Genomic DNA, 20,475 nt, shown 5'->3' on the forward strand with positions numbered 1-20,475 from the left:
TCCCCTTTATTTTTTTACTATAGTGCAGACAGAAACCGTAAACACCGGCGTTGACATGCCGGGGAAGCCCTTATAGTTCAATAAGCTGCTGGATGCCAAACAGCACAGCTTCTTCCGCAGCATGTTCACCTACGGCGACAAGCCGGTACAGGTGAGCAAGGTGGATGAGCGCACCGTCAAATTCACCCTACCGCAGGTCAGCGCGGCCTTTACCGGCACCCTGGTACAAATCTACCCGATCCCGCAGCACGTGTTCGCCGGTGAAGGCGACCTGGAAAAGAGCAGCAAAAACGATGCGCCCGTGGGTTCTGGCCCGTTCAAATTCAAAGAGTACCGCGCCGGGCAATATTACGCCCTGACCCGTTTTGACGATTACTGGAACGGCAAAGCGAAGCTTGATTCGGTCACCTACCGTTTCGCCAAAGACAGCAACGCCGCCAACCTTGCGCTGCAAAACGGGGAAATCAACCTCAAGATGGTTGACCCGCAGGACGTGAACCGCCTGAAAAATACCGGTAAGTTTGACTTCGTGGTCTATCCGGAAGGCCGTCTGGCCTATATGACGTTCAACCAGAACGTGCCGGTGATGAAGAGCAAAGCGCTGCGCCAGGCCATCGCGTATGCCATCAACAAAGACGAGCTCACCCAGACCGCGTTTACCTCGCTGGACTACGCTAAACCGGCGACCTCATTCCTGACGCCAGATACGCTTTACAAGACGGATGACGTCGAACAGTACAAGTTCGATCTGCAAAAAGCCAAAGAGCTGCTGAAGACGTCCGGCGCGCCGGACAACCTCAAGCTGCGCCTGGCGTATGTGAACACCAACAAAACCCAGGAGAGCATGGCGCTCTACATTCAGCAGGCGCTGAAGGGCATTGGGGTGAACGTGGAGCTGATGCCGCTGGACTCCAACGCCATGTCTCAGCGCAGCCTCGATATGAACAACACCGCGTGGGAGCTGAACCTGGGCGGCTACATCATGGGCTCCGAGCCGGACGGTTACAAATCGCTGTTCATGAGCAACGAAGCCTATAACTACGCGCACTACAAAAATCCACAGTTTGATGCCCTGTGGGATAAAGGTGCAGTGGAAACCGACGCCGCAAAACGGGCCGATATCTATAAGCAAATTCAGCAGACCGTGGCGAACGACATGACCTACTACCCGATTGCCTACACCAATGCGACCGTCGCGGTGGACAAGCGCTTCGGCGGCACCCAGGAAGCGGAGCCGAAACCGGTCTATCTGTTTCAGGATCTGTCAAAAATCTATCAGAAATAAGTGATTGCCCCGGCCGTCAGGTCGGGGCCTTGGTAAGGGCACGTCGTGAACACACTCCTCACGCGTCGGCTGCTGCAGCTGCTGCCGATGCTGTTTTTTATTTCACTGGTGGCGTTTCTGCTGGTCAAGCTCGCGCCCGGCGATCCGGTGGCGGCGTACATTACGCCGCGTATGGCCCCGGAGGATATCGAACGTATTCGCCAGAGCCTGGGGCTGGATAAGCCGCTGGTCACGCAGTACGTCCTGTGGCTGAAAAACGTCCTGCAGGGCGATCTCGGCTATTCGCTGATCTACCACCGCCCGGTGCTGGAGATGATCGGCGAACGTATTCCGGCCACGCTGGGGCTGATGGGCGCGTCGCTGATGATGGCGATCGTGCTGGCGATCCCGCTGGGCCTGCTGGCCGGGGCATTTAAGCACCGCTGGCTGGATCATCTGCTCAATTTATTCGCCTATATCGGCATTTCTGTTCCGATATTCTGGTTCGGCATCCTGCTCATCACCATTTTTGCCGTGCAGCTTAACTGGTTCCCCAGCATGGGGATGCGCACCATCGGCATGGAGGATAACGGGCTGGATCTGCTGCGTCACGGCGTGCTGCCGTGTATTGCCCTCACGTTCTATAACCTCTCCAGCTACGTGCGCTACATCCGCTCCAACACCATCTCGCAGCTCTCGGCCGACTACGTGCAAACCCAGCTTGCCTACGGCGCCACGCGTTCCAGCATTCTGTTCCGCCACGTGCTGAAAAACGTGCTGCTGCCGGTGATCACCCTGTTCGGCCTGTCGTTCGGAGAGCTGATTGTAGGGGCTTATGTGACGGAAAGCGTCTTCTCCTGGCCGGGGATGGGGCTGCTCGGGATCCAGTCGATCGCCTCGCTGGATTACCCGCTGATTATGGCGATCATCATGCTCTCGTCGATGATGCTGATCGTCGGAAACCTGATCGCCGACGTGCTTTATCGCTTCGCCGATCCCCGCATTCGTACGCTGAGGTAACCCGGATGAGCAGACGCTGGCAGCAGGTTCGTCACCAGCTGCGCCGCAACCGTCCGGCGCAGTTCTCTCTGTTTGTGCTTTTTATTTTCGTCGTCGCCGCGCTCTGTGCGGGGTTAAGCCCGTACGATCCGGATCGGATGTCGCTCGGCGCGCGCACGTTGCCGCCGGATGCCGCGCACTGGTTCGGCACCGACGAATACGGCCGCGACTACTTCACCCGCGCGCTGTATGGCGGCCAGATCTCCCTGATGGTCGGTTTTCTCGCCATGCTTTTTTCCACGCTTATCGGCACGGTGGTGGGAACGGTGAGCGGCTATTTTGGCGGCTGGCTGGATAACCTGATGATGCGCGCCGTGGATATCCTGATGGCCATTCCGGCCTTCTTCCTGCTGCTGGTAGTAAATGCTTACCTCAAGCCGGGCGTGGATAACATCATTCTGATTATCAGCCTGCTGACGTGGATGAACATGTCGCGTCTGGTGCGCGCTGAAACCCTGTCGGTGAAAGAGCGCGAGTACGTGCTTTATGCCCGCGCGTCGGGAGAGCATCCGCTGCGCATCATCGTGCGTCACATTATTCCCGGCGTGCTGCCGACCATTATCGTGGCAGCCACGCTCAACATCGCCTCGGCCATCCTGATGGAATCAACGCTCAGCTTCCTGGGGCTGGGCGTGCAGGCGCCCGCGGCGTCGTGGGGAAGCATGCTTAACAACGCGCAGTCTTATATTGGCGAAGCGTCGTGGCTGGCGATGTTCCCCGGCATTCTGATCCTGCTGACGGTGTTCAGCTTTAACGTGCTGGGCGATGTGTTCCGTACCGCCTTTGAGCCGGGAGCGAATCGCGATGAGTAACTTATTAGCGCTTGAGAACCTGCAAACCACGTTCCGCACCCGGGAGGGTGAGGTTCACGCGGTGCGCGGCGTGAGCTTTCAGGTTCAGCCGGGGGAGCTCGTCGGCATCGTCGGTGAGTCGGGCTGCGGGAAAAGCGTCACCTGCAAGTCGATTATCCAGCTTCTGGGGAGCAACGGACGGATAACCGGCGGCAGCATCCGCTTCCAGAATGAGGATCTGGCGCAGAAAACGCCCGCGCAGATGCGCGCCATTCGCGGCAACGAGATCGCGATGATTTTTCAGGATCCAATGACCGCCCTGAACCCGGTGCTGACCATCGGCAAGCAGATGGCTGAGATCCTGATGCGCAATAAAGGGCTCAGCAAAAAAGCGGCCAAAGCGGCGGCCATCGCCATGCTGGAACAGGTAGGCATTGCCGGGGCGGAACGGCGATACGACCAGTATCCCCACGAGTTCAGCGGCGGGATGCGCCAGCGGGTGATGATCGCCATTGCGCTCTCCTGCAACCCTAAGCTGCTGATCGCCGATGAACCGACCACCGCGCTGGACGTGACCATTCAGGCGCAGATCCTGCGCCTGCTGAAAAGTCTGCAACAGCAGACCCGGACCGCGATTTTGCTGATCACTCACGATCTCGGCGTGGTGGCGCAGGTCTGCAGCCGCGTGGTGGTGATGTACGGCGGGCTGGTAATGGAGGAGGGGAGCGTGGAGGACATTTTTTATCGCCCTGCGCATCCTTACACCCAGGGGCTGCTGGCCTCGCTGCCGCGTCCGGATGAGGTCAATCAGCGTTTATCGCCCATTGAAGGTTCGCCGCCTGGCCTGCTTAACCCGCCACCGGGCTGTCCGTTCGCGGAACGCTGTCCGAAGCGCATGCCCCAGTGTGAACGACAGCCTGCATTTTACACCGCCGGAGAGGGCCATCGCGCCGCCTGCTGGCTATGGGCCGACAAGGAGATTCAGGCATGAGTGAACAACTGGCGCCATTAGTGAGCGTGCGCGATCTGCGCAAGCACTATCCGCTCAACGGCGGTTTGCTGCGTAAAGGCGTGGCCGTGAAGGCGGTTGACGGCGTGAGCTTTGATATCCAGCCCGGCGAGACGTTTGGCCTGGTGGGGGAGTCAGGCTGCGGAAAATCTACCCTCGGGCGCGCCATCCTGCGCCTTTTCGATATCACCTCGGGTGAGATCCACTTCGCCGGGCAGGCGATTGCCCACGCCCGTGAAAAAGAGCTTAAGCCGCTGCGTAAGCGGATGCAGGCGATTTTTCAGGATCCTTACTCCTCGCTCAACCCCGGAATGACGGTGCGACAGCTGGTGGCCGAACCGATGCAGATCCACGGCTACAGCCGGGAAGAACAGCGGGAACGCACGGAAACGCTGCTCTACAAAGTGGGGCTGAAGCACGAGCACCTTGAACGGTTCCCCCATGAGTTCAGCGGCGGCCAGCGTCAGCGCATCAGTATTGCCCGCGCGTTGTCCGTGCATCCTGAATTTGTGCTGTGCGATGAGCCGCTCTCGGCGCTGGACGTCTCGGTGCAGGCGCAGGTGGTGAATATTCTGCAGGATCTGCAGCAGGAGCTGGGACTAACCTATCTGTTCATCGCCCACGATCTCTCCATGGTTCGCCATATCTCCAGCCGCATTGGGGTGATGTACCTCGGCAAACTGGTAGAGGTGGCCCCGGCGAATGAACTGTATCAGCGTCCGGCGCACCCTTACACCCGCGCGCTGCTGGCGGCGGTTCCCCAGCCCGATCCGCGTATCCGCAATCTCGAAGACGCCACCCTGCGCGGCGACATTCCTGGCCCCACGTCCGCGCTGCCGGGCTGTAAGTTCTGCAGCCGCTGCCCGCACGCGATGCCGGTGTGCCAGACGCAGGAGCCAGCCATGCAGGAGATTGCGCCAGGGCATTTCGCGGCATGTTGGTTGTTTAACATGTAGTTAATGCGCTGCGCAGGTGTATGATAAATGTCCCTCTGTCAGGTTAATTACAACGTGCAGACGACGACAACCCTTAAAAAAATTGCCGCCTGCCTGTTTTAGGTTGGATACATGCGTAAAGGAAAGTTAAGCAGTGATGCGCCATTCGGGACATTGTTAGGCTATGCGCCCGGTGGCGTGGCGATTTACTCTTCAAATTACGGCAGTCTGGACCCGCGAAAATACCCGGAAGACGCGGATTTTCGCAGCTATATCGGCAACGAATACATGGGCCACAAGTGGCAATGCGTTGAGTTTGCCCGCCGTTTCCTGTTTCTCAACTATGGCTTCGTGTTTACCGACGTCGGCATGGCGTGGGAAATCTTCTCCCTGCGCTTTTTGCGCCAGGTGGTGAACGATAACATTCTGCCCCTTCAGGCTTTTGCCAACGGCTCAAAACGCGCGCCGCGCGCCGGGGCGCTGCTGATCTGGCAAAAGGGCGGCGAGTTTCACGAGACCGGCCACGTGGCGGTGATCACCCAGCTTCTCGACGATAAGGTTCGAATTGCGGAGCAGAACGTGATTCACTCCCCGCTGCCGCTCGGGCAGCAGTGGACGCGCGAGCTGCGTCTGAGCGTGGAGAACGGGTGTTACACGATCCATGACACCTTCAACGACACGGAGATTCTCGGCTGGATGATCCAGACCGACGACGCGGAACACAGCATTCCCCAGCCGGAAATCGACGGCGAACTGCTGAAAATCAGCGGCGCGCGGCTGAAAAACAAGCGTCAGTTCGACGGAAAATGGCTTAACGAAAATGACGCGCTGCAGCAGGCGTATATCCGCGCCAACGGCCATGTGATCAACAAAGATCCCTGCCAGTACTTCACCATTACCGAAAGCGCCGAGCAGGAGCTGATCAAGGCCACCAACGAACTGCACCTGATGTACCTGCACGCGACGGACAAGGTGCTGAAAGACGACAGCCTGCTGGCGCTTTTCGACATCCCGAAAATCCTCTGGCCGCGCCTGCGCCTCTCCTGGCAGTGGCGTCGCCACCATATGATCACCGGTCGTATGGATTTCTGCATGGATGAGCGCGGCATTAAGGTCTACGAGTACAACGCCGATTCCGCGTCCTGCCATACCGAGGGCGGGCTGATTCTCGAAGAGTGGGTGAAAAACGGCTATCGCGGCAACGGGCATAACCCGGCGGAAGGGCTGCTGGAAGAGCTGACCGGGGCGTGGAAGCACAGCCACGCGCGGCCGTTCGTCCACATCATGCAGGACAACGATGTCGAAGAGGATTACCACGCGCTCTTTATTCAGCGTTCGCTGATGCAGGCCGGGTTCGAGACCAAAATTCTGCACGGGCTGGAGGCGCTCAGATGGGATGCCGCCGGGCAGCTGATTGACGACGAAGGTCGCCACGTCAACTGCGTGTGGAAAACCTGGGCGTGGGAAACGGCGATAGAGCAGATCCGCGAGGTCAGCGAAACAGAATACGCCGCCGTGCCTATTCGGACCGGACATCCCGAGGGCGAGGTGCGCCTGATTGACGTCCTGCTGCGCCCGGAGGTGCTGGTCTTCGAACCGCTGTGGACCGTTATTCCCGGCAACAAGGCGATTCTCCCGGTACTGTGGCAGCTGTTCCCGAATCACCGTTATCTGCTCGACACCGATTTTGAGGTTAACGATCTGCTGAAGCAGACCGGATATGCCGTCAAGCCGATTGCCGGACGCTGCGGCAGCAATATCGATCTCATCAGCGCTCAGGACGAACTGCTGGATAAATCCAGCGGCAAGTTTGTCGACCGCAAGAATATCTACCAGCAGCTGTGGTGCCTGCCGAAGGTCGACGGCAAGTACATACAGGTCTGCACCTTCACCGTGGGCGGGAACTACGGCGGAACCTGTCTGCGCGGCGATGACTCGCTGGTGGTGAAGAAAGAGAGCGATATCGAGCCGTTGATTGTGGTGAAGGACTCGCTATAAAAATCTCCCCGCAGGGTTGAGGGTTGCCTACAAAATAATGCCTGCACGGACGGCCCCCTCTCCCCTGAGGGAGAGGGCTGGGGTGAGGGGGAACATACGGCTCAGGTCACGTTATGTTCCTTGCTACAAAATACTGTGTTTCCCTCTGCCCGCAGGGTCTCCTGCGGGGGCTTTTCGTTACTGTTCTTCCTCTTCCTGCTGCTCGTTGATCTTCAGATCGATGATGCGGCCAATCTGATCGTGGTACACCGTCAGCAGGTTGTACTGGCTCATCTCGGAGATGATCTGCGGTGAGACGTTAAAGCTGCGGGCCAGCTCCTCCTGGTGAAAATAGCCCGGCTGGCGCCGTCTCACGTTGGTGCGGCGGCGGTTGTACTGATACCACAAAATCAGCAGCCAGCCGTTGATCGCGGCAAACAGCAGGTAGATCAACACCGTATTAAAGGACGCGATAATCACGCTCCAGCGGTGGTCGCTCTCATCGGTTAGCTGCATCCACAGACGGGCATACAGGAAAAACAGAAATCCTCCCCACGCCACCAGCGTCAGCGCGGCATCAAAAAGACGCGGCAAGAGCCGATGCTCGGTCAAAATTAAGGTGTTTTCGTTCATTAAATGCTCCCTTTTCCCCGGTCCGGACTGATCCAGCGCGCGCGGGCGCGCTGGCGTTTAAGCATGACTTTTGGAAATGCGACGAGGGTGGTGAACAGGCCGATCATCCAGTACACCATCGGGAACCAGATCACCCAGAAAAGCGAGCTGGCCACTTTTCGTTCATAGCGCCGCTCGATGTACAAGCTGACCAGGAACTGCAGCAGGCACATCACGCCCAGCAGCAGCCCGGTAAACTCCGGTGGAAAAAGGCTCTCCACGGTCAGCCTGGCGGGAACAGGCGCAACCTGGCTGAGGAGGAACAGCAGCACCGTCATCGCGTACGCGAAGGCCCACAGCGTTGACAGCGCGTACTCCAGAAACAGCGGCCACATGCGGTGATGCTCCCAGCGCACGATCCTGCGAAGGTTAACCAGAAACACCTCCGCGCCCCCCTGGGCCCAGCGCAGACGCTGTTTCCACAGGCCTCTCAGCGTCTCCGGCATCAGGATCCAGCACAGCGCCCGCGGCTCAAAAAAGATATCCCAGTGGCGCAGCTGAAGCTTCCAGCTGATGTCGATGTCTTCGGTGATCATGTCCGGACTCCAGTACCCGACGTCCGCCAGCGCCTGTCGGCGAAACGCGGCGATGACGCCGGAGACGGTAAAGACCCGGCCATAGATCCTCTGCGTCCGCTTGATGAGCCCAATAATGGAAGAGAACTCGCCCACCTGAATGCGGCCAATCAGCGTGGAGCGCGTGCGAATGCGCGGATTCCCGGTAACCGCCCCGACGTGGGGGTACTGAATCAGCGGTGCCACCAGATAAGCGGCGGTATCGCGGTCGAGCAGGGCGTCGCCGTCAATGCAGACCAGCAGATCGCCCCGCGCCGCCGCGGCTCCGGCTTTAAGCGCCAGCGCTTTCCCCTGATTTTCCGCGAGGTTAATCACCCGCAGGCGAGGCTGTTCCTGCGCCAACTCCTGCAGCACTTGCGCGGTGTTGTCAGAAGATCCGTCGTTGATGGCGATAACTTCTATATTTTCATACCGCTGATCCAGCGCGGCGCTGATGGTCTCCCGGGCATTTCGTCCCTCGTTGAAGCAGGGGATAAGAATGGAGATGAGCGGCTCACCGGCGAGCGTCGGGGCGGGCGTGTCTTTATCCCACGACCAGTGGCGTTCAAGCTGAAACCAGAAATAGAGGCCGCCGGTTATCCAGAGCACCGACATGAACAGCGGCCAGAAGAACACAAAATCCAGAATCAGTTCGCCGGTAAAGAGGGCGGCCACGCCTAACGGCAACCCGAATACCAGACATAAAATAGAGAAGGCGATAATGCGATCAGTCATTGTCAGGGTACCAGTACGAAGAAAATTCAGGCCTGATGCGTGAGATATCAGGTTGATTGTTGAGGAAGTCGTCGGGGTAGTAACCGTAGTTTTTGACGCCGTTCAGCTGGAGCACGCGCATCCACTGCGCAAGCTGGCTGTCGGACACGGCGCGCTGCGGTTTCTGGTCCCAGTCCCTGGCCTGCAGCTCGAAAATGGTTTTATCAAGCGCGCCGGGGCGTGCGGCGACCGCGTTAACCAGACGCGTCAGCCAGGCATCGCTCTCGTCTGCCGGAACGGACTCCATCAGCGGCATGGCCATCGGCACCGTCCAGTCGTACTCCGCCAGAAAATCATCAAGATTCTGCGCGAACCACGCTTCGCTTTCGGGCTGCAGAATGGGTAAGGCGAACATATTGCGCGCGGTTTTTATCTGCGGGCCGCGGATATGCTTCACCGCCAGGCTCAGGGCGTGGGTAAACCCGATAAGCGTCTGGCTTTTCTGACGCGTGGTGTTCTGACCGGCATCGTCCACGTCCGTCAGCGCCGCATCGTCATGGAACAAAATCCCGTTGAAGCTGGCATAGCGGGCCAGGTCTTCATAGATGTCCGTCACCTGCTGGCGCACCTGCGGGTCCCACGGGGAGAGCCGGATATAGGGCTCGGTGGCTTCGCGCAGCTGGCCGGTTTGACGATCCCGGCGCTGCACGCGCGGCAGGGAAGGATCGAGATCGAACGAGAGCACCGGCATCCACGCGAAGACTTTTACCCCGGCGCGGGTTTGCAGCTGCCAGGCGACAAAATTAAAGAGATCGGCCCGAACCGGCAGCCGACGGTTGGGGAAATAGAGCGCCTTGATCTTACCGTCGCCCTGCGGATCGGCAAACGCCTGCAGGAAAACATGGCTGATCTTCATGTCGTAAACCCGCTGGATCAGCCTGTTGATATTTTGGGTCTGCTGGGCCGGATCGGGATCGTAAACGTAGTCGAGATCGACGTGCATGACGCGCACGGGATCGCGCTCCTGAACCTGGCTGACCGTGCTGGCAAACGCCTTGAGCGAGGGATTCCCGGCGATCAGCAGGCGGGGGATGTTGCCCAGATCCTGCACGTTCCCCAGCCCGTCCTCAAGGGTGAAGGCCAGCCGGTAACCCTGCTGTCTGGCGATAGCGAGCGACGTACCGCTGGCGGCGCCGTAGGGCCAGACCCAGGCGCGCGGCGCCTTGCCCGTCACCTGCGTGATTTTTTCAGTCACTTTGCGAACGTCATCGCCGATCCGCTGGTTGAACTGCTGGTCGGTTTCATAGCGACCCGTGGCTTTGTCATAAAAGCGGTTGGCGATGGCCGGCTCGCGGCTGCCCTGCGGGTTGGCCGGAATGCCGTAATGCGAGGCCCAGGTATGCGATCCGATCTCAATCAGCGGGGACTGACTGAGCTCGCGCACCATGTCCCACGTTGCGAAGCGCTCGCGGGGCGTCATCAGGCCGCCGAAGTTAACTTTTTGATTTGCCGGCGTATCCACCCAGCTGCCCACCGGCGCCCACAGCGCGGGGACGTTCCAGGCCTGAAGCAGCGGCCAGACGCGGGTGTAAAAGCTGCTGTAGCCGTCGTCAAAGCTGAGCAGAACGGCTTTTGGCGGCAGCGTTTTTTTCCCGTCATGCGCGTCCAGAATGTCCTGCACGCTGATGGCGTGGTAGCCGTTGTGCAAAAGCCAGCTTATCTGCTCGTTTAACGCGCTGGTGCGAACGGAGAGATAGCGCTGATCGGCGGCATCGTCTTCGACGTCGTGGTAGGCCAGGACCAGAAACTGGTTCTTCGGCCAGGGTTTACTCGCCTCCAGCTGCGGCCTCTCTTTGGGCGCAATGAACGAGATCGCCTGCGCGCAGACGCTCGCGCTGAGGCAGAGCCAGCCGAGGAGTATCAGGCTCACGGAAAAACGTGTGTTCAGCATATTCATCCTTAAAAGCGTAAAGTCGCGTCAAACGTGACGGAGAGATTGCTCTCGCGTTTGCCGTCGTAAGGGCGTTTATCCCAGTTCAGCATCACGCCGGTATCAATAACGTTGTTCCACTGAACGCGCTGTCCGTAACCCAGCAGGACGATGGCGCCAGCGGACTGATTTTTCTGCCAGTAGCTGCCGCCTCCGACCACGAACTGCTGGCTCCAGAGGGTGTCGTAATGGCGGTACATTTCATGGTCAACGGCCAGGGCAGCCGTCACGGACAGATCCCGCGCCGGGTTGTAGTAGAGCGTGTCGCGCAGGCTGTTTTTACTGGCGGCGATCCCCGGCTCGAGATCCAGCGTCAGGGACGGGGCCTGCCAGAGACGCTCCTTGCCCGCGAGGGTGTATTCCTGGCGACGGTTATGGTCGGAGAAGCGGCTGAGGGCGGCGCTGAACTGGTACTCACGCCGCTCGTTTTGATACCAGCGCACCCCACCTTCACCCCGGTTGGCGCTGATTCCGTTGCGTAACGCCCGAAGGGGCGTGGTGCGCGACAGGCGTTCCAGGCTGCCGCTGACCTGCCAGCTATCGTTCACAAAGTACGTTGTTGCGAGGCGAGCGCCCGGCTTGTTTTCGCCGTGATAGCGGTTGCTGGAAAGCTCGGCTTCGAGCTGGAGGTCGCGTGGTCGCCACTCGACGCCGCCCAAAAGGTGACGGCTGGTGCCTTTGCCTTCATCGAAATTACTCTGCGCGTAGCGGGTACCCGCAAACAGCCGCCAGCTGTCCGCTACGGGTGGGCCATAGAGCGTGGCGTCCCAGCTCAGGTCGTGCGTCCCGCTGACGGGGCTATCGGAGTGCAAACCCTTGCTCGCGTTGAGGCGCAGCTCGGACATGTGGTGGACCGTCCTGAGCCTGTCGAGACGCCTGGCGCTGCGGTCGGCAGGCGCGCGGGCAAGCACGTCGTCGGCCAGTAAATCCATCTGTCGCCACTCCTGCAGATCCATCGCGACGTAAGCCTGCTGTTGCTCTAGCTCTGTATTGGACGGCTCCAGCGCCTCCGCCTTTTTCAGCGTTTGCTCGGCCGCGCGCGGCAGGCCCCGCGCCTGAAGCAGGGTGGCGTAGTCAATCTGTAATCCCTGATTGCCCGGCGCCGTTGTCGCCAGACGGTGCGCCAGCGTTTCGGCTTCCGGCAGGGCATTCGTCGCCAGCAAATAGTTAAAGCGGAGCGACTGTCCGGTAAGCCACCGATCGTTCGGCTGAGGGGTAGGGGAGCCGAAATCGTAGCGGGTCCACGGGACGTTGCGGGTCTGGCGCTCAGCATATCGGCGGGCGGATTGATAATCTCCCGTATCCAGCCAGGCGTAGAAAAGCGCGTGCTCCTCGTCCTGCGGGTCGGAAGCGTATTGCGGATAGCGTTGCAGAAGCGAGAAGGCGGCGGCAGCGTTTTGCTCCTGCAGATACGCGGAAATCACCCAGCCGATGGCCCAGCCCGGCACCGGATGCTGGGCTGCCGTAAGATCCTGATATTCGCCAATCACCTGTGGGTAATCAGCATGGGCGTACAGCGCGCCAAGCCTGTCGATACGCGCCAGGACGACGTCTTCCGCCGCCTGCGGATCTTTTTGCCAGCGGGAAAGCAGAGCGGCGTAACGATTCAGCGTGGATTGCGCAAGCTGCAGGCGCTCCTTTTCTGTTCTGCCAGGCACATCGGCAAGGCGAACCCGTTCGGCGGCGGCATTACGCTCAAGACGGCGATGCTCCGCGGGGGACAGCGTGACGCTTTGTGAAAGCTGCAGCGCGGGGGTGTTCACCCGGCTATCCGTTAGCGCGTCGATCAGCTCGCTGAGGAGCGCTTTATTCTCAGGCGCGATATTCAGCGCGCGCGTGTCTGCCAGAAGCCGATCCCAGCTTTTTCCCTGGCGTAACCAGACATACGAGAGCGTCTCAAGATGTGCCTGAGAAGGATTTTCCGCTACCAGCCGTTGGGCTTCCTGCAGGGCAAGCGTGTCCATGCGGGCATCGGCGAGAGTTTTTATGTAGCCGATACGATACTCGTCGTTATCCGGCGCAAGGCTACGCGCCTCTTTCCAGCGTGCCAGGGCTGGCTGCCAGGCTTTTTTATTCCGCCAGGATTGCGCGACGGCAGCAACGCCGCGGGCGGGCAGCGGCATATAAATACCGTAACGCTGCCAGACCTGAATAACCTCGTCATCATGACCTGCCCAGGACGCAACCTGTAACCAGTCCGCAACGTGTTCTGGCGTCAGGGCATGCTGCTGCTGATAACGCTGAAGATAATCGAGAAACGGCGAGTAATTACCGTTACGCGCCTGTTGAATCTGTTGCTCATAAACGGATTCAGTCGCCTGAGCCAGAACAGGAAAGAGGAATAACAGAAACAATAATGTTGGGGCGCGATAAAAGAATAACGTATTGAAGCGAAGCGATCTTTCCATATCTATTTGCCATTTGTTTATCATGAATCCATTGCATAACACGGCCGCCTTTAAACTCAGGGTTAAAGGCCATAAATGAGAACATTAAATCTGAATGCAGTGATGTTACGGGATACTTACCTAAAGGTAATTATGGATCCTTATGTCAGTGGACTGGGTGAAAGCTAATGTACACCTGATATGTTGCCGGATAAATATGTTGAAATGGGGGTGTGTTGTTTTGAGATAATTCTGTATCGAGTGGTTTTTGGCGGTTTTATTGAAATGATTGTTTATTTGTAACTTATTGATGTATGGGTTTTTTATTTATATTGTGACAGCTTTGTATATATTTTTAATGTGGTTTATCTGCCTCAATTAAAGTACTTTCTGGTGCATGTTTGGGAAGTTTCATGACAAAAACTCTTAATGTTTAGAGAAGTGACTTTTCTGCGATTGTTTTTTATTTATAATTAATGGCAGCCATTGAATGATAGTCTACAGGAAGTCTTACTCATCAATGTCTGTATTGAGGGATGTCCAAAGCCAGAATACATTTATCGTTAATATAACAGCGCTATAAAACGAAGGCGGCCTTCTTTGCGAGGGATCGTGCTTGCTTTAATCTAAAAGGGATGGTTAGTGGCAACTTCAATTATTTTAGTGACTCAGGATCGCTACCTTGTCAGAGGGATGCGGATATTTTTCCCGGATATTATCCTGCTCGACTCGATTGACAGAAACATATTTGATAACGGTGCAGATGAATATTCTGTATTGATTGATAGTCGTTCTCCGCTCCGTTTATATGATTACCTGATACGCCATCCGGCCAGAACGAAAAAAACAATCTGCTGCGTTATGCTCGATATGCGACACCGCGAGGAGAATCTGCTCAGTATGAAGTTATTTATGAACACGTCGCTGACCGCGCCGGATATGGCGTCGTTATTTAACCTGGTGCTCAATATGAAGGGCAGGCGCCTGACCACGAAGTGGCTGCTTAACTTACGGCTTAGCACGCACGAAGCGATCATGCTGCGGCTGCTGAGGGCAGGGATGCCGATGGAAGCCATTGCCGATGAGCTGAATACGTCGGTGAAAAGCCTCTATCGTAAACGAACGGCTCTCTCGGAACGCCTGGGGGCGGAGAACTTCAACGAGGCGTGTTTGTTTATCTTTAAAAACAAACTGCTGGACGCAGGTGGGAACGATCCCTGGGGTGGGGAGAAACCAAAAGCAAAAACCCGCCACGAGGGCGGGTTCTTTAAATAGTGGTGCCCGGACTCGGAATCGAACCAAGGACACGGGGATTTTCAATCCCCTGCTCTACCGACTGAGCTATCCGGGCAACGGGGCGCATTAAACCCGATCTGCCCCGTGGCGTCAACGAAAAATGTTGTTTTCGTTACAGACTGCGCAATCTCTCACCATTTCGCCGCATCCTTAAGCGAAAAAGTGCGTCCAGAGCGCGGAGAGCGGCATGGCGAGCAGCAGTGCGGGCAGCATGTTCACCACGGCAAACATCTTAATCCCACAGATGCGCAGCCCGGTCGCCAACAGCAGCAGGCCGCCGACGGCGGTAAAGTCTGCCATCATTGCCGGCGTGGTGAGCGGGAGAATCAACGTGGCGCAGGTGGCGAGTGCCAGCTGAATTAGCAGCATCGGCACGGAAATCGCGGCAACGGCAACGCCGAGCGTGGTGGCAAAAATAGTGGCCGTAAAGAAATCAAGAAATGCCTTCGCAATCAAAATGCTTGGGTCGCCCGTCATCCCCTCCTGCATCGAACCGAAAATCCCGGTGCCGCTGGCGCAAAACAGAATGATGATGGCGACATAGTTTTGAATAAACGACTCGTGCGTACCGTGTTTCGCCTTGCCGCCCGGTCGGGCAATCAGGTTTTTGGCTTTACTCACCGCGCTGTTAATGCCTTTTTCCAGATAGCAGAACTCGCCAATCAGCGCGCCGAGCAGGGTGGCCAGCACCATCACCGGCAGGTTGGCGCATTTGATCACTAAAAGAATACCGATCCCTAACGATGCCAGGCCGAATATCGAGGGCATGGAGGTGCGAATACGCTCCGGCAACCGCTGGCTCAGAACGGCGCCGAGTACGCCGCCCAGCAATACGGCGCCTGCGTTAATAAATGGCCCGATAACCAAAGTTAACTCCTGTTATTTAATCATTGATATTGCATTATTATGGCACGGCAGGGCCGCGCGGGCCTTAGCTTTGGTTGATTTCGTGCATACTGATTCCTTCTTGCACCTCAAAATAAAAGGTGACATTATTGCGCGAATTTTCTCCTCCCTGTCTCACCGCCCGGTGAGGGTAACTGCGCCTATGAAAACCATGAAAATTGCCGTCAGCCGCGAGCTGCTCTCCACTGTGTCTACGCACCGCGAAAAGGTGACGCTGGACAGCACTGATTTTACCGATGTGGCGGCCGTCGTCATCACAACAGCTGAAAGTCGCAGCGGCATTCTTGCACTGCTGAAACGCACGGGCTTTCATTTACCGGTGTTTATTTTCTCGCAGGAGCCAACGGACGTACCCGACGGCGCCACCGCGGTCATCTCGGGTAAAGCTCAGGAGTTTCTGGAACTGGAGAGCGCTGCCAGCCGCTACGAAGAGAACCTGCTGCCGCCCTTTTTTGATACCCTGAGCCAGTATGTGGAGATGGGCAACAGCACTTTCGCCTGTCCGGGCCACCAGCACGGGGCATTTTTCAAAAAACACCCGGCAGGGCGACAGTTCTATGATTTCTTCGGTGAAAACGTGTTTCGCGCCGACATGTGCAACGCCGACGTGAAGCTGGGCGATCTGCTGATCCACGAAGGGTCCGCCAAGCACGCGCAAAAGTTCGCGGCGAAAGTGTTCAACGCGGACAAAACCTACTTCGTGCTGAACGGCACCTCAGCGGCCAATAAGGTGGTGACCAACGCGCTGCTGACCCGCGGCGACCTGGTGCTGTTCGATCGCAATAACCATAAGTCTAACCACCACGGGGCGCTGATCCAGGCGGGCGCCACGCCGGTTTATCTTGAGGCCGCGCGTAACCCGTTTGGCTTTATTGGCGGAATTGACGACCACTGCTTTGACGATGCCTATCTGCGGGATCTTATCCGTGAAGCGGCGCCGGAGAAGGCCGACGAGGCGCGCCCGTTCCGCCTGGCGATCATTCAGCTTGGCACTTACGACGGGACGATCTACAACGCCCGCCAGGTGATCGACAAGATCGGTCATCTCTGCGACTACATCCTCTTTGACTCCGCATGGGTGGGTTACGAGCAGTTTATTCCGATGATGGCGGAAACGTCCCCGCTCTTGCTGGAATTGAACGAGAACGATCCGGGAATTTTCGTGACCCAGTCGGTGCATAAACAGCAGGCCGGGTTCTCGCAAACGTCGCAGATCCATAAAAAGGATAACCACATTCGCGGTCAGGCGCGTTTCTGTCCGCACAAGCGGCTGAACAACGCGTTTATGCTGCATGCCTCCACCAGCCCGTTTTATCCGCTGTTTGCAGCGCTGGATGTGAATGCCAAGATCCACGAAGGTGAAAGCGGACGCAGGCTGTGGGCGGAGTGCGTCGAGCTGGGGATTGAAGCGCGCAAGGCGATCATTGCGAATTGCCATATGATCAAACCGTTTATCCCACCGGTGGTGGCGGGCCGGCCGTGGCAGGATCATCCGACGCACGCCATTGCCAGCGAGCTGCGCTTCTTCAGCTTTGAGCCGGGGGCCAAATGGCACGGCTTTGAGGGCTATGCCCGCGAGCAGTACTTTGTCGACCCGTGCAAGCTCCTGCTGACCACGCCGGGTATCGATGCTGAAACCGGGGAGTACACGGATTTCGGGATCCCGGCGACGATTCTGGCGCACTACCTGCGCGAAAACGGCATCGTGCCGGAGAAATGCGACCTCAATTCGATCCTGTTCCTGCTGACGCCTGCCGAAAGCAGCGAGAAGCTGGCGCAGCTGGTGGCGATGCTGGGCCAGTTCGAACAGCATATTGAAGACGATACGCCGCTGGCGGACGTGCTGCCGACGATCTTCCAGAAATACCCGGTACGCTACCGGGATTACACCCTCCGCCAGCTGTGCCAGGAGATGCACGATCTCTACGTCAGCTTTGACGTGAAGGATCTGCAGAAGGCGATGTTCCGCAAGGAGAGCCTGCCTGAGGTAGTGATGAACCCGCAGGATGCGAACCGGGCCTATATTCGCGGTGACGTGGAGCTGGTTCGCATACGTGATGCCGCAGGGCGCATTGCTGCCGAAGGGGCGCTGCCCTATCCGCCGGGCGTGCTGTGCGTGGTGCCGGGTGAGGTCTGGGGCGGGGCGGTACAGCGTTACTTCCTCGCGCTGGAGGAGGGCATCAACCTGCTGCCGGGCTTCTCGCCGGAGCTGCAGGGGGTTTACAGCGAGAAGGATGCCGACGGGATTAAGCGGCTGTATGGGTATGTATTGAGATAGTGCGGGCTGTTGCCCCTTACCCTAACCCTCTCCCACAGGGAGAGGGAACGTTTCATCAAACCGCACTACGCTTGTACATCCTCCTCGGATGCCCAATCTTGCCGTACAGCATCTCCACCGTCAGAAAACCCGCCTCCACGCAGTGCTCCAGATAGCGCCGGGTGGTGGTTTTGCTTAATCCGGTTTCGCTCACCACCTCATCCACGGTAAAGCAGTGCGTTGCCTTGTCGTTGAACAGCGTCTGCACCCGCGCCAGCGTATTTTCCTCAATGCCTTTACTGCCGTTGTCCAGGCGGTAGTTTTTCGCCTGGAGCTGATACAGCGAATCCACGTTCTGCTGGTCGACAATCTTCCAGACGCGCTGCTGTTCCGCAAACTGCACGAACCGCTCCAGCGACTGGCTGAGCCGCTTCCAGGAGACGGGTTTGAGGATGTAGTCGAACGCGCCGTTGCGAATCGCCTGGCTGCAGGTGTCCATATCGCTGGCGGCGGTAATAAAAATCACCGAGCAGTTGGCGCGGGCCAGCATGGGGTTATTGATAAGCGAGATGCCTTTGCCGTCCGGCAGATAGTTATCCAGCAGCATGAGCTGCGGCTGTTTGCTTTCAAGCTCTGCCTGGGCCGCAGCCAGCGACGAGGCAATGCCTACCAGCCTCAGACGCGGGTGTTTGCCTATCAGCTCCGCGTGCAGTTGCGCCAGTTCGTTCTCGTCTTCAACAATCAGTACGTCGATAAGTTCATGTTGCATAGTCGGTGTCTTCCAGTTGCCGGGCGATTCCCGTGGCCGGGATAAACAAGGAGAAAATGGCGCCGCGCGGGGTATTATCGGCAACTTCTATCGCGCCGCCAGCCTGTGTGACGTAGCTTTCGATCAGATACAGGCCAATCCCATGATCGCCGCGCGTTTTGGTGGTGATGCCGCGTTCAAAGATCCGGTCACGCATCTCCGGTGTAATGCCAACGCCCTGGTCGGCGACTTCAATAATCAGCTCCTGTTCGCTGAGCTTTATCAGCACTTCTACCGGCGCGTGGGGAAGCGGCGACCGCTGTGTTGCTTCGATGGCGTTATCCAGCAGGTTGCCAATAATCGAAATCAGCTCTTGCTCACCAAGGGGCAGGAACGGTCTGTCCAGCCGACAGCCCGGGTCGAAACACAGCTCGACGCCTTTCTCCCGCGCGCGGGCGGCTTTCCCCAGCAGCAGGCCGCACAGGGTCGGGGAACTGAAGCGCGAAGAGATAAAGTCCAGCAGCTCCTGGGCATGTTCCGACTGCGCCTGAATGTAGCCAATGGCTTCCTCATAGCGGCCCATATGCAGCAGGCCGGAGAGGGTGGTCATCCTGTTTAACTGCTCGTGGCGCATGATGCGCAGGTTATCGACATAGCGTTTTACCTGGCTGAGCTGGGCGCTCAGCGAGTCGATCTCGTTGCGATCGCGGAAGGTGATCACCCAGCCCTGCAGCGACCCCTCAAGCATAATGTGCACCCGGCTGGCAATCACCGTGAGATCGTTAAAACGGCAAATCTCGTCATGGGTATCTTTCGCCAGCATCGTCTGCGTGTCGAAGAACGGGACCGGATCGATCACCTGGCTTATCAGCTGTCCGCGCAGCTCGCGGGCCGGCTGGCTCAGGCCCAGCAGCTTGCGCGCCGCCTGGTTGATGACTTCAATCCGCCGCCGATCGTCAATGGCAATCACGCCTTCATAAATAGACTCCATCATCGCCTTCTGCTGGCGCACCAGCAGGCCGATCTCGCGCGGCTCAAGGGAGAAGATCTGCTTCTTGATGCTGCGGGTAAAGAACCAGGAGAAGATAAAGAGAGCGATCAGCAGCAGCACGGCGGCAATCAGGATATTAACCACTTTGCTGACGGTAATGGTATCAAGGTAGCTGGTCAGATAGCCTACCGAAACAATGCCGACCACCTGTCCGGCGGCGTTGAAGATGGGAGCTTTACTGCGCAGCGAAATGCCCAGCCCGCCTTTGCGAATGGTGGTGGTGCTTTTACCCTGCAATACGGCTTCATTGTCTCCGCCAACCAGGGTTGTGCCCACTCTGTCGGCAAAGACGGAGTGAAAAAGATGCTGCCCCTTATTATCACCAATCACAATAAAGCTGGCGTCACTGTGCGCAGAAATCTTCTGCATAAAATCATGGATGGCGTTGATATTCTTTTCTTCAACTTCATTACGCAATGTCGGAATAAGCGCAATCTCTTCAGCCTGTATTTTGGCACGCGTACTCATTTCCTGATAAAGCTGTTTCCCGACGTCGGCATAATAATATCCGCCCAGTAACGCGAAAAGCACCGAGAAAAAGGCAACCAGCGAAATAAACAGCTTAATCTGGAAAGAAACTTTCATAACTATCACGCGAGGTAGCAGCAAAGAACGCCAATATATCATCTTTTTTCGCGCTGACGCCCGCTTTGCCGAAAACTTGTGATCCCTTGCACAGCGGGCGCTGTAAAAGAGTTATCCTGAAGGCGAACGTACTTCGGGCTACGCGAACAAATGTTATTTGTTTGTTCAATTCGGAAAAGAAACCATAAAAACCACGGCAATAAATAAGGTATAAATCACATTAAATAAAAGAAACCATTAAAACCATAGCTGCCATTAAAACTTCGCTTTTAATATGCCA

General features: G+C 57.4%; 15 protein-coding genes and 1 tRNA gene. 8 read left to right on the plus strand and 8 right to left on the minus strand.

Annotated features, from left to right (window positions below; all coding sequences use genetic code 11):
• Positions 1–88 precede the first annotated feature (88 nt).
• The 6 genes from QMN93_RS19245 to gss all read left to right on the plus strand — a co-directional run bounded on the left by QMN93_RS19245 (position 89) and on the right by gss (position 7,056).
• Positions 89–1,285: an ABC transporter substrate-binding protein gene (locus tag QMN93_RS19245; RefSeq protein WP_323630729.1), complete on the plus strand. Its 1,197-nt coding sequence runs from the start codon at positions 89–91 to the stop codon at positions 1,283–1,285.
• A gap of 45 nt (positions 1,286–1,330) precedes the next feature.
• Positions 1,331–2,284: an ABC transporter permease gene (locus QMN93_RS19250; protein ID WP_033146639.1), complete on the plus strand. Its 954-nt coding sequence runs from the start codon at positions 1,331–1,333 to the stop codon at positions 2,282–2,284.
• Positions 2,285–2,289: 5 nt separating this feature from the next.
• Positions 2,290–3,135, plus strand: a complete 846-nt coding sequence (locus QMN93_RS19255; protein ID WP_033146638.1) for an ABC transporter permease — start codon at positions 2,290–2,292, stop codon at positions 3,133–3,135.
• Positions 3,128–4,105, plus strand: a complete 978-nt coding sequence (locus QMN93_RS19260) for an ABC transporter ATP-binding protein (protein ID WP_087823206.1) — start codon at positions 3,128–3,130, stop codon at positions 4,103–4,105. Before QMN93_RS19255 ends, QMN93_RS19260 begins: the two co-directional genes overlap by 8 nt.
• On the plus strand, positions 4,102–5,079 hold the full coding sequence (locus tag QMN93_RS19265; protein ID WP_058841934.1) for an ABC transporter ATP-binding protein: 978 nt from the start codon (positions 4,102–4,104) through the stop codon (positions 5,077–5,079). Before QMN93_RS19260 ends, QMN93_RS19265 begins: the two co-directional genes overlap by 4 nt.
• A 111-nt stretch (positions 5,080–5,190) precedes the next feature.
• A complete protein-coding gene (gss, locus tag QMN93_RS19270) occupies positions 5,191–7,056 on the plus strand; it encodes a bifunctional glutathionylspermidine amidase/synthase (protein ID WP_182382674.1) in 1,866 nt (621 codons plus the stop codon).
• A gap of 177 nt (positions 7,057–7,233) precedes the next feature.
• Here gss and pgaD read toward each other — a convergent pair whose 3' ends face one another.
• Genes pgaD through pgaA form a run of 4 tightly spaced genes read right to left on the minus strand, consistent with a single transcriptional unit; the run spans position 7,234 to position 13,373 of the window.
• The gene (gene pgaD / locus QMN93_RS19275) at positions 7,234–7,668 is read right to left on the minus strand and encodes a poly-beta-1,6-N-acetyl-D-glucosamine biosynthesis protein PgaD (protein WP_182382673.1); all 435 of its coding nucleotides are present in this window, start codon (positions 7,666–7,668) and stop codon (positions 7,234–7,236) included.
• On the minus strand, positions 7,668–8,996 hold the full coding sequence (gene pgaC, locus QMN93_RS19280) for a poly-beta-1,6-N-acetyl-D-glucosamine synthase (protein ID WP_059347680.1): 1,329 nt from the start codon (positions 8,994–8,996) through the stop codon (positions 7,668–7,670). The genes pgaD and pgaC overlap by 1 nt, the downstream gene beginning before the upstream one ends.
• Positions 8,989–10,926 (minus strand): poly-beta-1,6-N-acetyl-D-glucosamine N-deacetylase PgaB, encoded by a 1,938-nt coding sequence (gene pgaB / locus QMN93_RS19285; protein ID WP_182382672.1) that lies wholly within the window; start codon positions 10,924–10,926, stop codon positions 8,989–8,991. The genes pgaC and pgaB overlap by 8 nt, the downstream gene beginning before the upstream one ends.
• 8 nt (positions 10,927–10,934) lie before the next feature.
• Complete coding sequence (gene pgaA / locus QMN93_RS19290) at positions 10,935–13,373, minus strand: poly-beta-1,6 N-acetyl-D-glucosamine export porin PgaA (protein ID WP_193139924.1); 2,439 nt, start codon at positions 13,371–13,373, stop codon at positions 10,935–10,937.
• Between the two features lie 672 nt (positions 13,374–14,045).
• On the opposite strand from pgaA, the gene QMN93_RS19295 reads away from it, so the two are divergent.
• Positions 14,046–14,627 carry a helix-turn-helix domain-containing protein gene (locus QMN93_RS19295; RefSeq protein ID WP_049015725.1) on the plus strand — a complete coding sequence of 194 codons (582 nt, stop codon included), beginning with the start codon at positions 14,046–14,048 and terminating at the stop codon, positions 14,625–14,627.
• Here the strand turns inward: QMN93_RS19295 and QMN93_RS19300 are convergent.
• Together QMN93_RS19300 and QMN93_RS19305 are read right to left on the minus strand one after the other, a co-directional pair.
• Positions 14,628–14,703: transfer RNA gene (locus QMN93_RS19300), tRNA-Phe, on the minus strand. It lies immediately after the preceding gene.
• A gap of 95 nt (positions 14,704–14,798) precedes the next feature.
• Positions 14,799–15,515: a DUF554 domain-containing protein gene (locus QMN93_RS19305; RefSeq protein WP_023309150.1), complete on the minus strand. Its 717-nt coding sequence runs from the start codon at positions 15,513–15,515 to the stop codon at positions 14,799–14,801.
• A 181-nt stretch (positions 15,516–15,696) separates the two neighbouring features.
• On the opposite strand from QMN93_RS19305, the gene QMN93_RS19310 reads away from it, so the two are divergent.
• Positions 15,697–17,832, plus strand: coding sequence for an ornithine decarboxylase (locus QMN93_RS19310; protein ID WP_048979386.1), 2,136 nt, complete (start codon positions 15,697–15,699; stop codon positions 17,830–17,832).
• A 55-nt stretch (positions 17,833–17,887) separates the two neighbouring features.
• Here the strand turns inward: QMN93_RS19310 and QMN93_RS19315 are convergent, their stop codons facing one another.
• On the minus strand, positions 17,888–18,580 hold the full coding sequence (locus QMN93_RS19315) for a response regulator (protein ID WP_023309148.1): 693 nt from the start codon (positions 18,578–18,580) through the stop codon (positions 17,888–17,890).
• Positions 18,570–20,195 carry a sensor histidine kinase gene (locus tag QMN93_RS19320; protein ID WP_182382669.1) on the minus strand — a complete coding sequence of 542 codons (1,626 nt, stop codon included), beginning with the start codon at positions 20,193–20,195 and terminating at the stop codon, positions 18,570–18,572. The genes QMN93_RS19315 and QMN93_RS19320 overlap by 11 nt, the downstream gene beginning before the upstream one ends.
• Positions 20,196–20,475: the final 280 nt, after the last annotated feature.

Source organism: Enterobacter sp. R-1.6.2, from assembly GCF_035064085.1.
GTDB classification, from domain to species: domain Bacteria; phylum Pseudomonadota; class Gammaproteobacteria; order Enterobacterales; family Enterobacteriaceae; genus Enterobacter; species Enterobacter asburiae_B.

Coding starts and splice junctions, on each gene's coding strand:
- QMN93_RS19255 (WP_033146638.1), top strand. CDS start 2,290: ATGAGCAGACGCTGGCAGCAGGTTCGTCACCAGCTGCGCCGCAACCGT.
- QMN93_RS19260 (WP_087823206.1), top strand. CDS start 3,128: ATGAGTAACTTATTAGCGCTTGAGAACCTGCAAACCACGTTCCGCACC.
- QMN93_RS19265 (WP_058841934.1), top strand. CDS start 4,102: ATGAGTGAACAACTGGCGCCATTAGTGAGCGTGCGCGATCTGCGCAAG.
- gss (WP_182382674.1), top strand. CDS start 5,191: ATGCGTAAAGGAAAGTTAAGCAGTGATGCGCCATTCGGGACATTGTTA.
- pgaD (WP_182382673.1), bottom strand. CDS start 7,668: ATGAACGAAAACACCTTAATTTTGACCGAGCATCGGCTCTTGCCGCGT.
- pgaC (WP_059347680.1), bottom strand. CDS start 8,996: ATGACTGATCGCATTATCGCCTTCTCTATTTTATGTCTGGTATTCGGG.
- pgaB (WP_182382672.1), bottom strand. CDS start 10,926: ATGCTGAACACACGTTTTTCCGTGAGCCTGATACTCCTCGGCTGGCTC.
- pgaA (WP_193139924.1), bottom strand. CDS start 13,373: ATGGAAAGATCGCTTCGCTTCAATACGTTATTCTTTTATCGCGCCCCA.
- QMN93_RS19295 (WP_049015725.1), top strand. CDS start 14,046: ATGCGGATATTTTTCCCGGATATTATCCTGCTCGACTCGATTGACAGA.
- QMN93_RS19310 (WP_048979386.1), top strand. CDS start 15,697: ATGAAAACCATGAAAATTGCCGTCAGCCGCGAGCTGCTCTCCACTGTG.
- QMN93_RS19315 (WP_023309148.1), bottom strand. CDS start 18,580: ATGCAACATGAACTTATCGACGTACTGATTGTTGAAGACGAGAACGAA.
- QMN93_RS19320 (WP_182382669.1), bottom strand. CDS start 20,195: ATGAAAGTTTCTTTCCAGATTAAGCTGTTTATTTCGCTGGTTGCCTTT.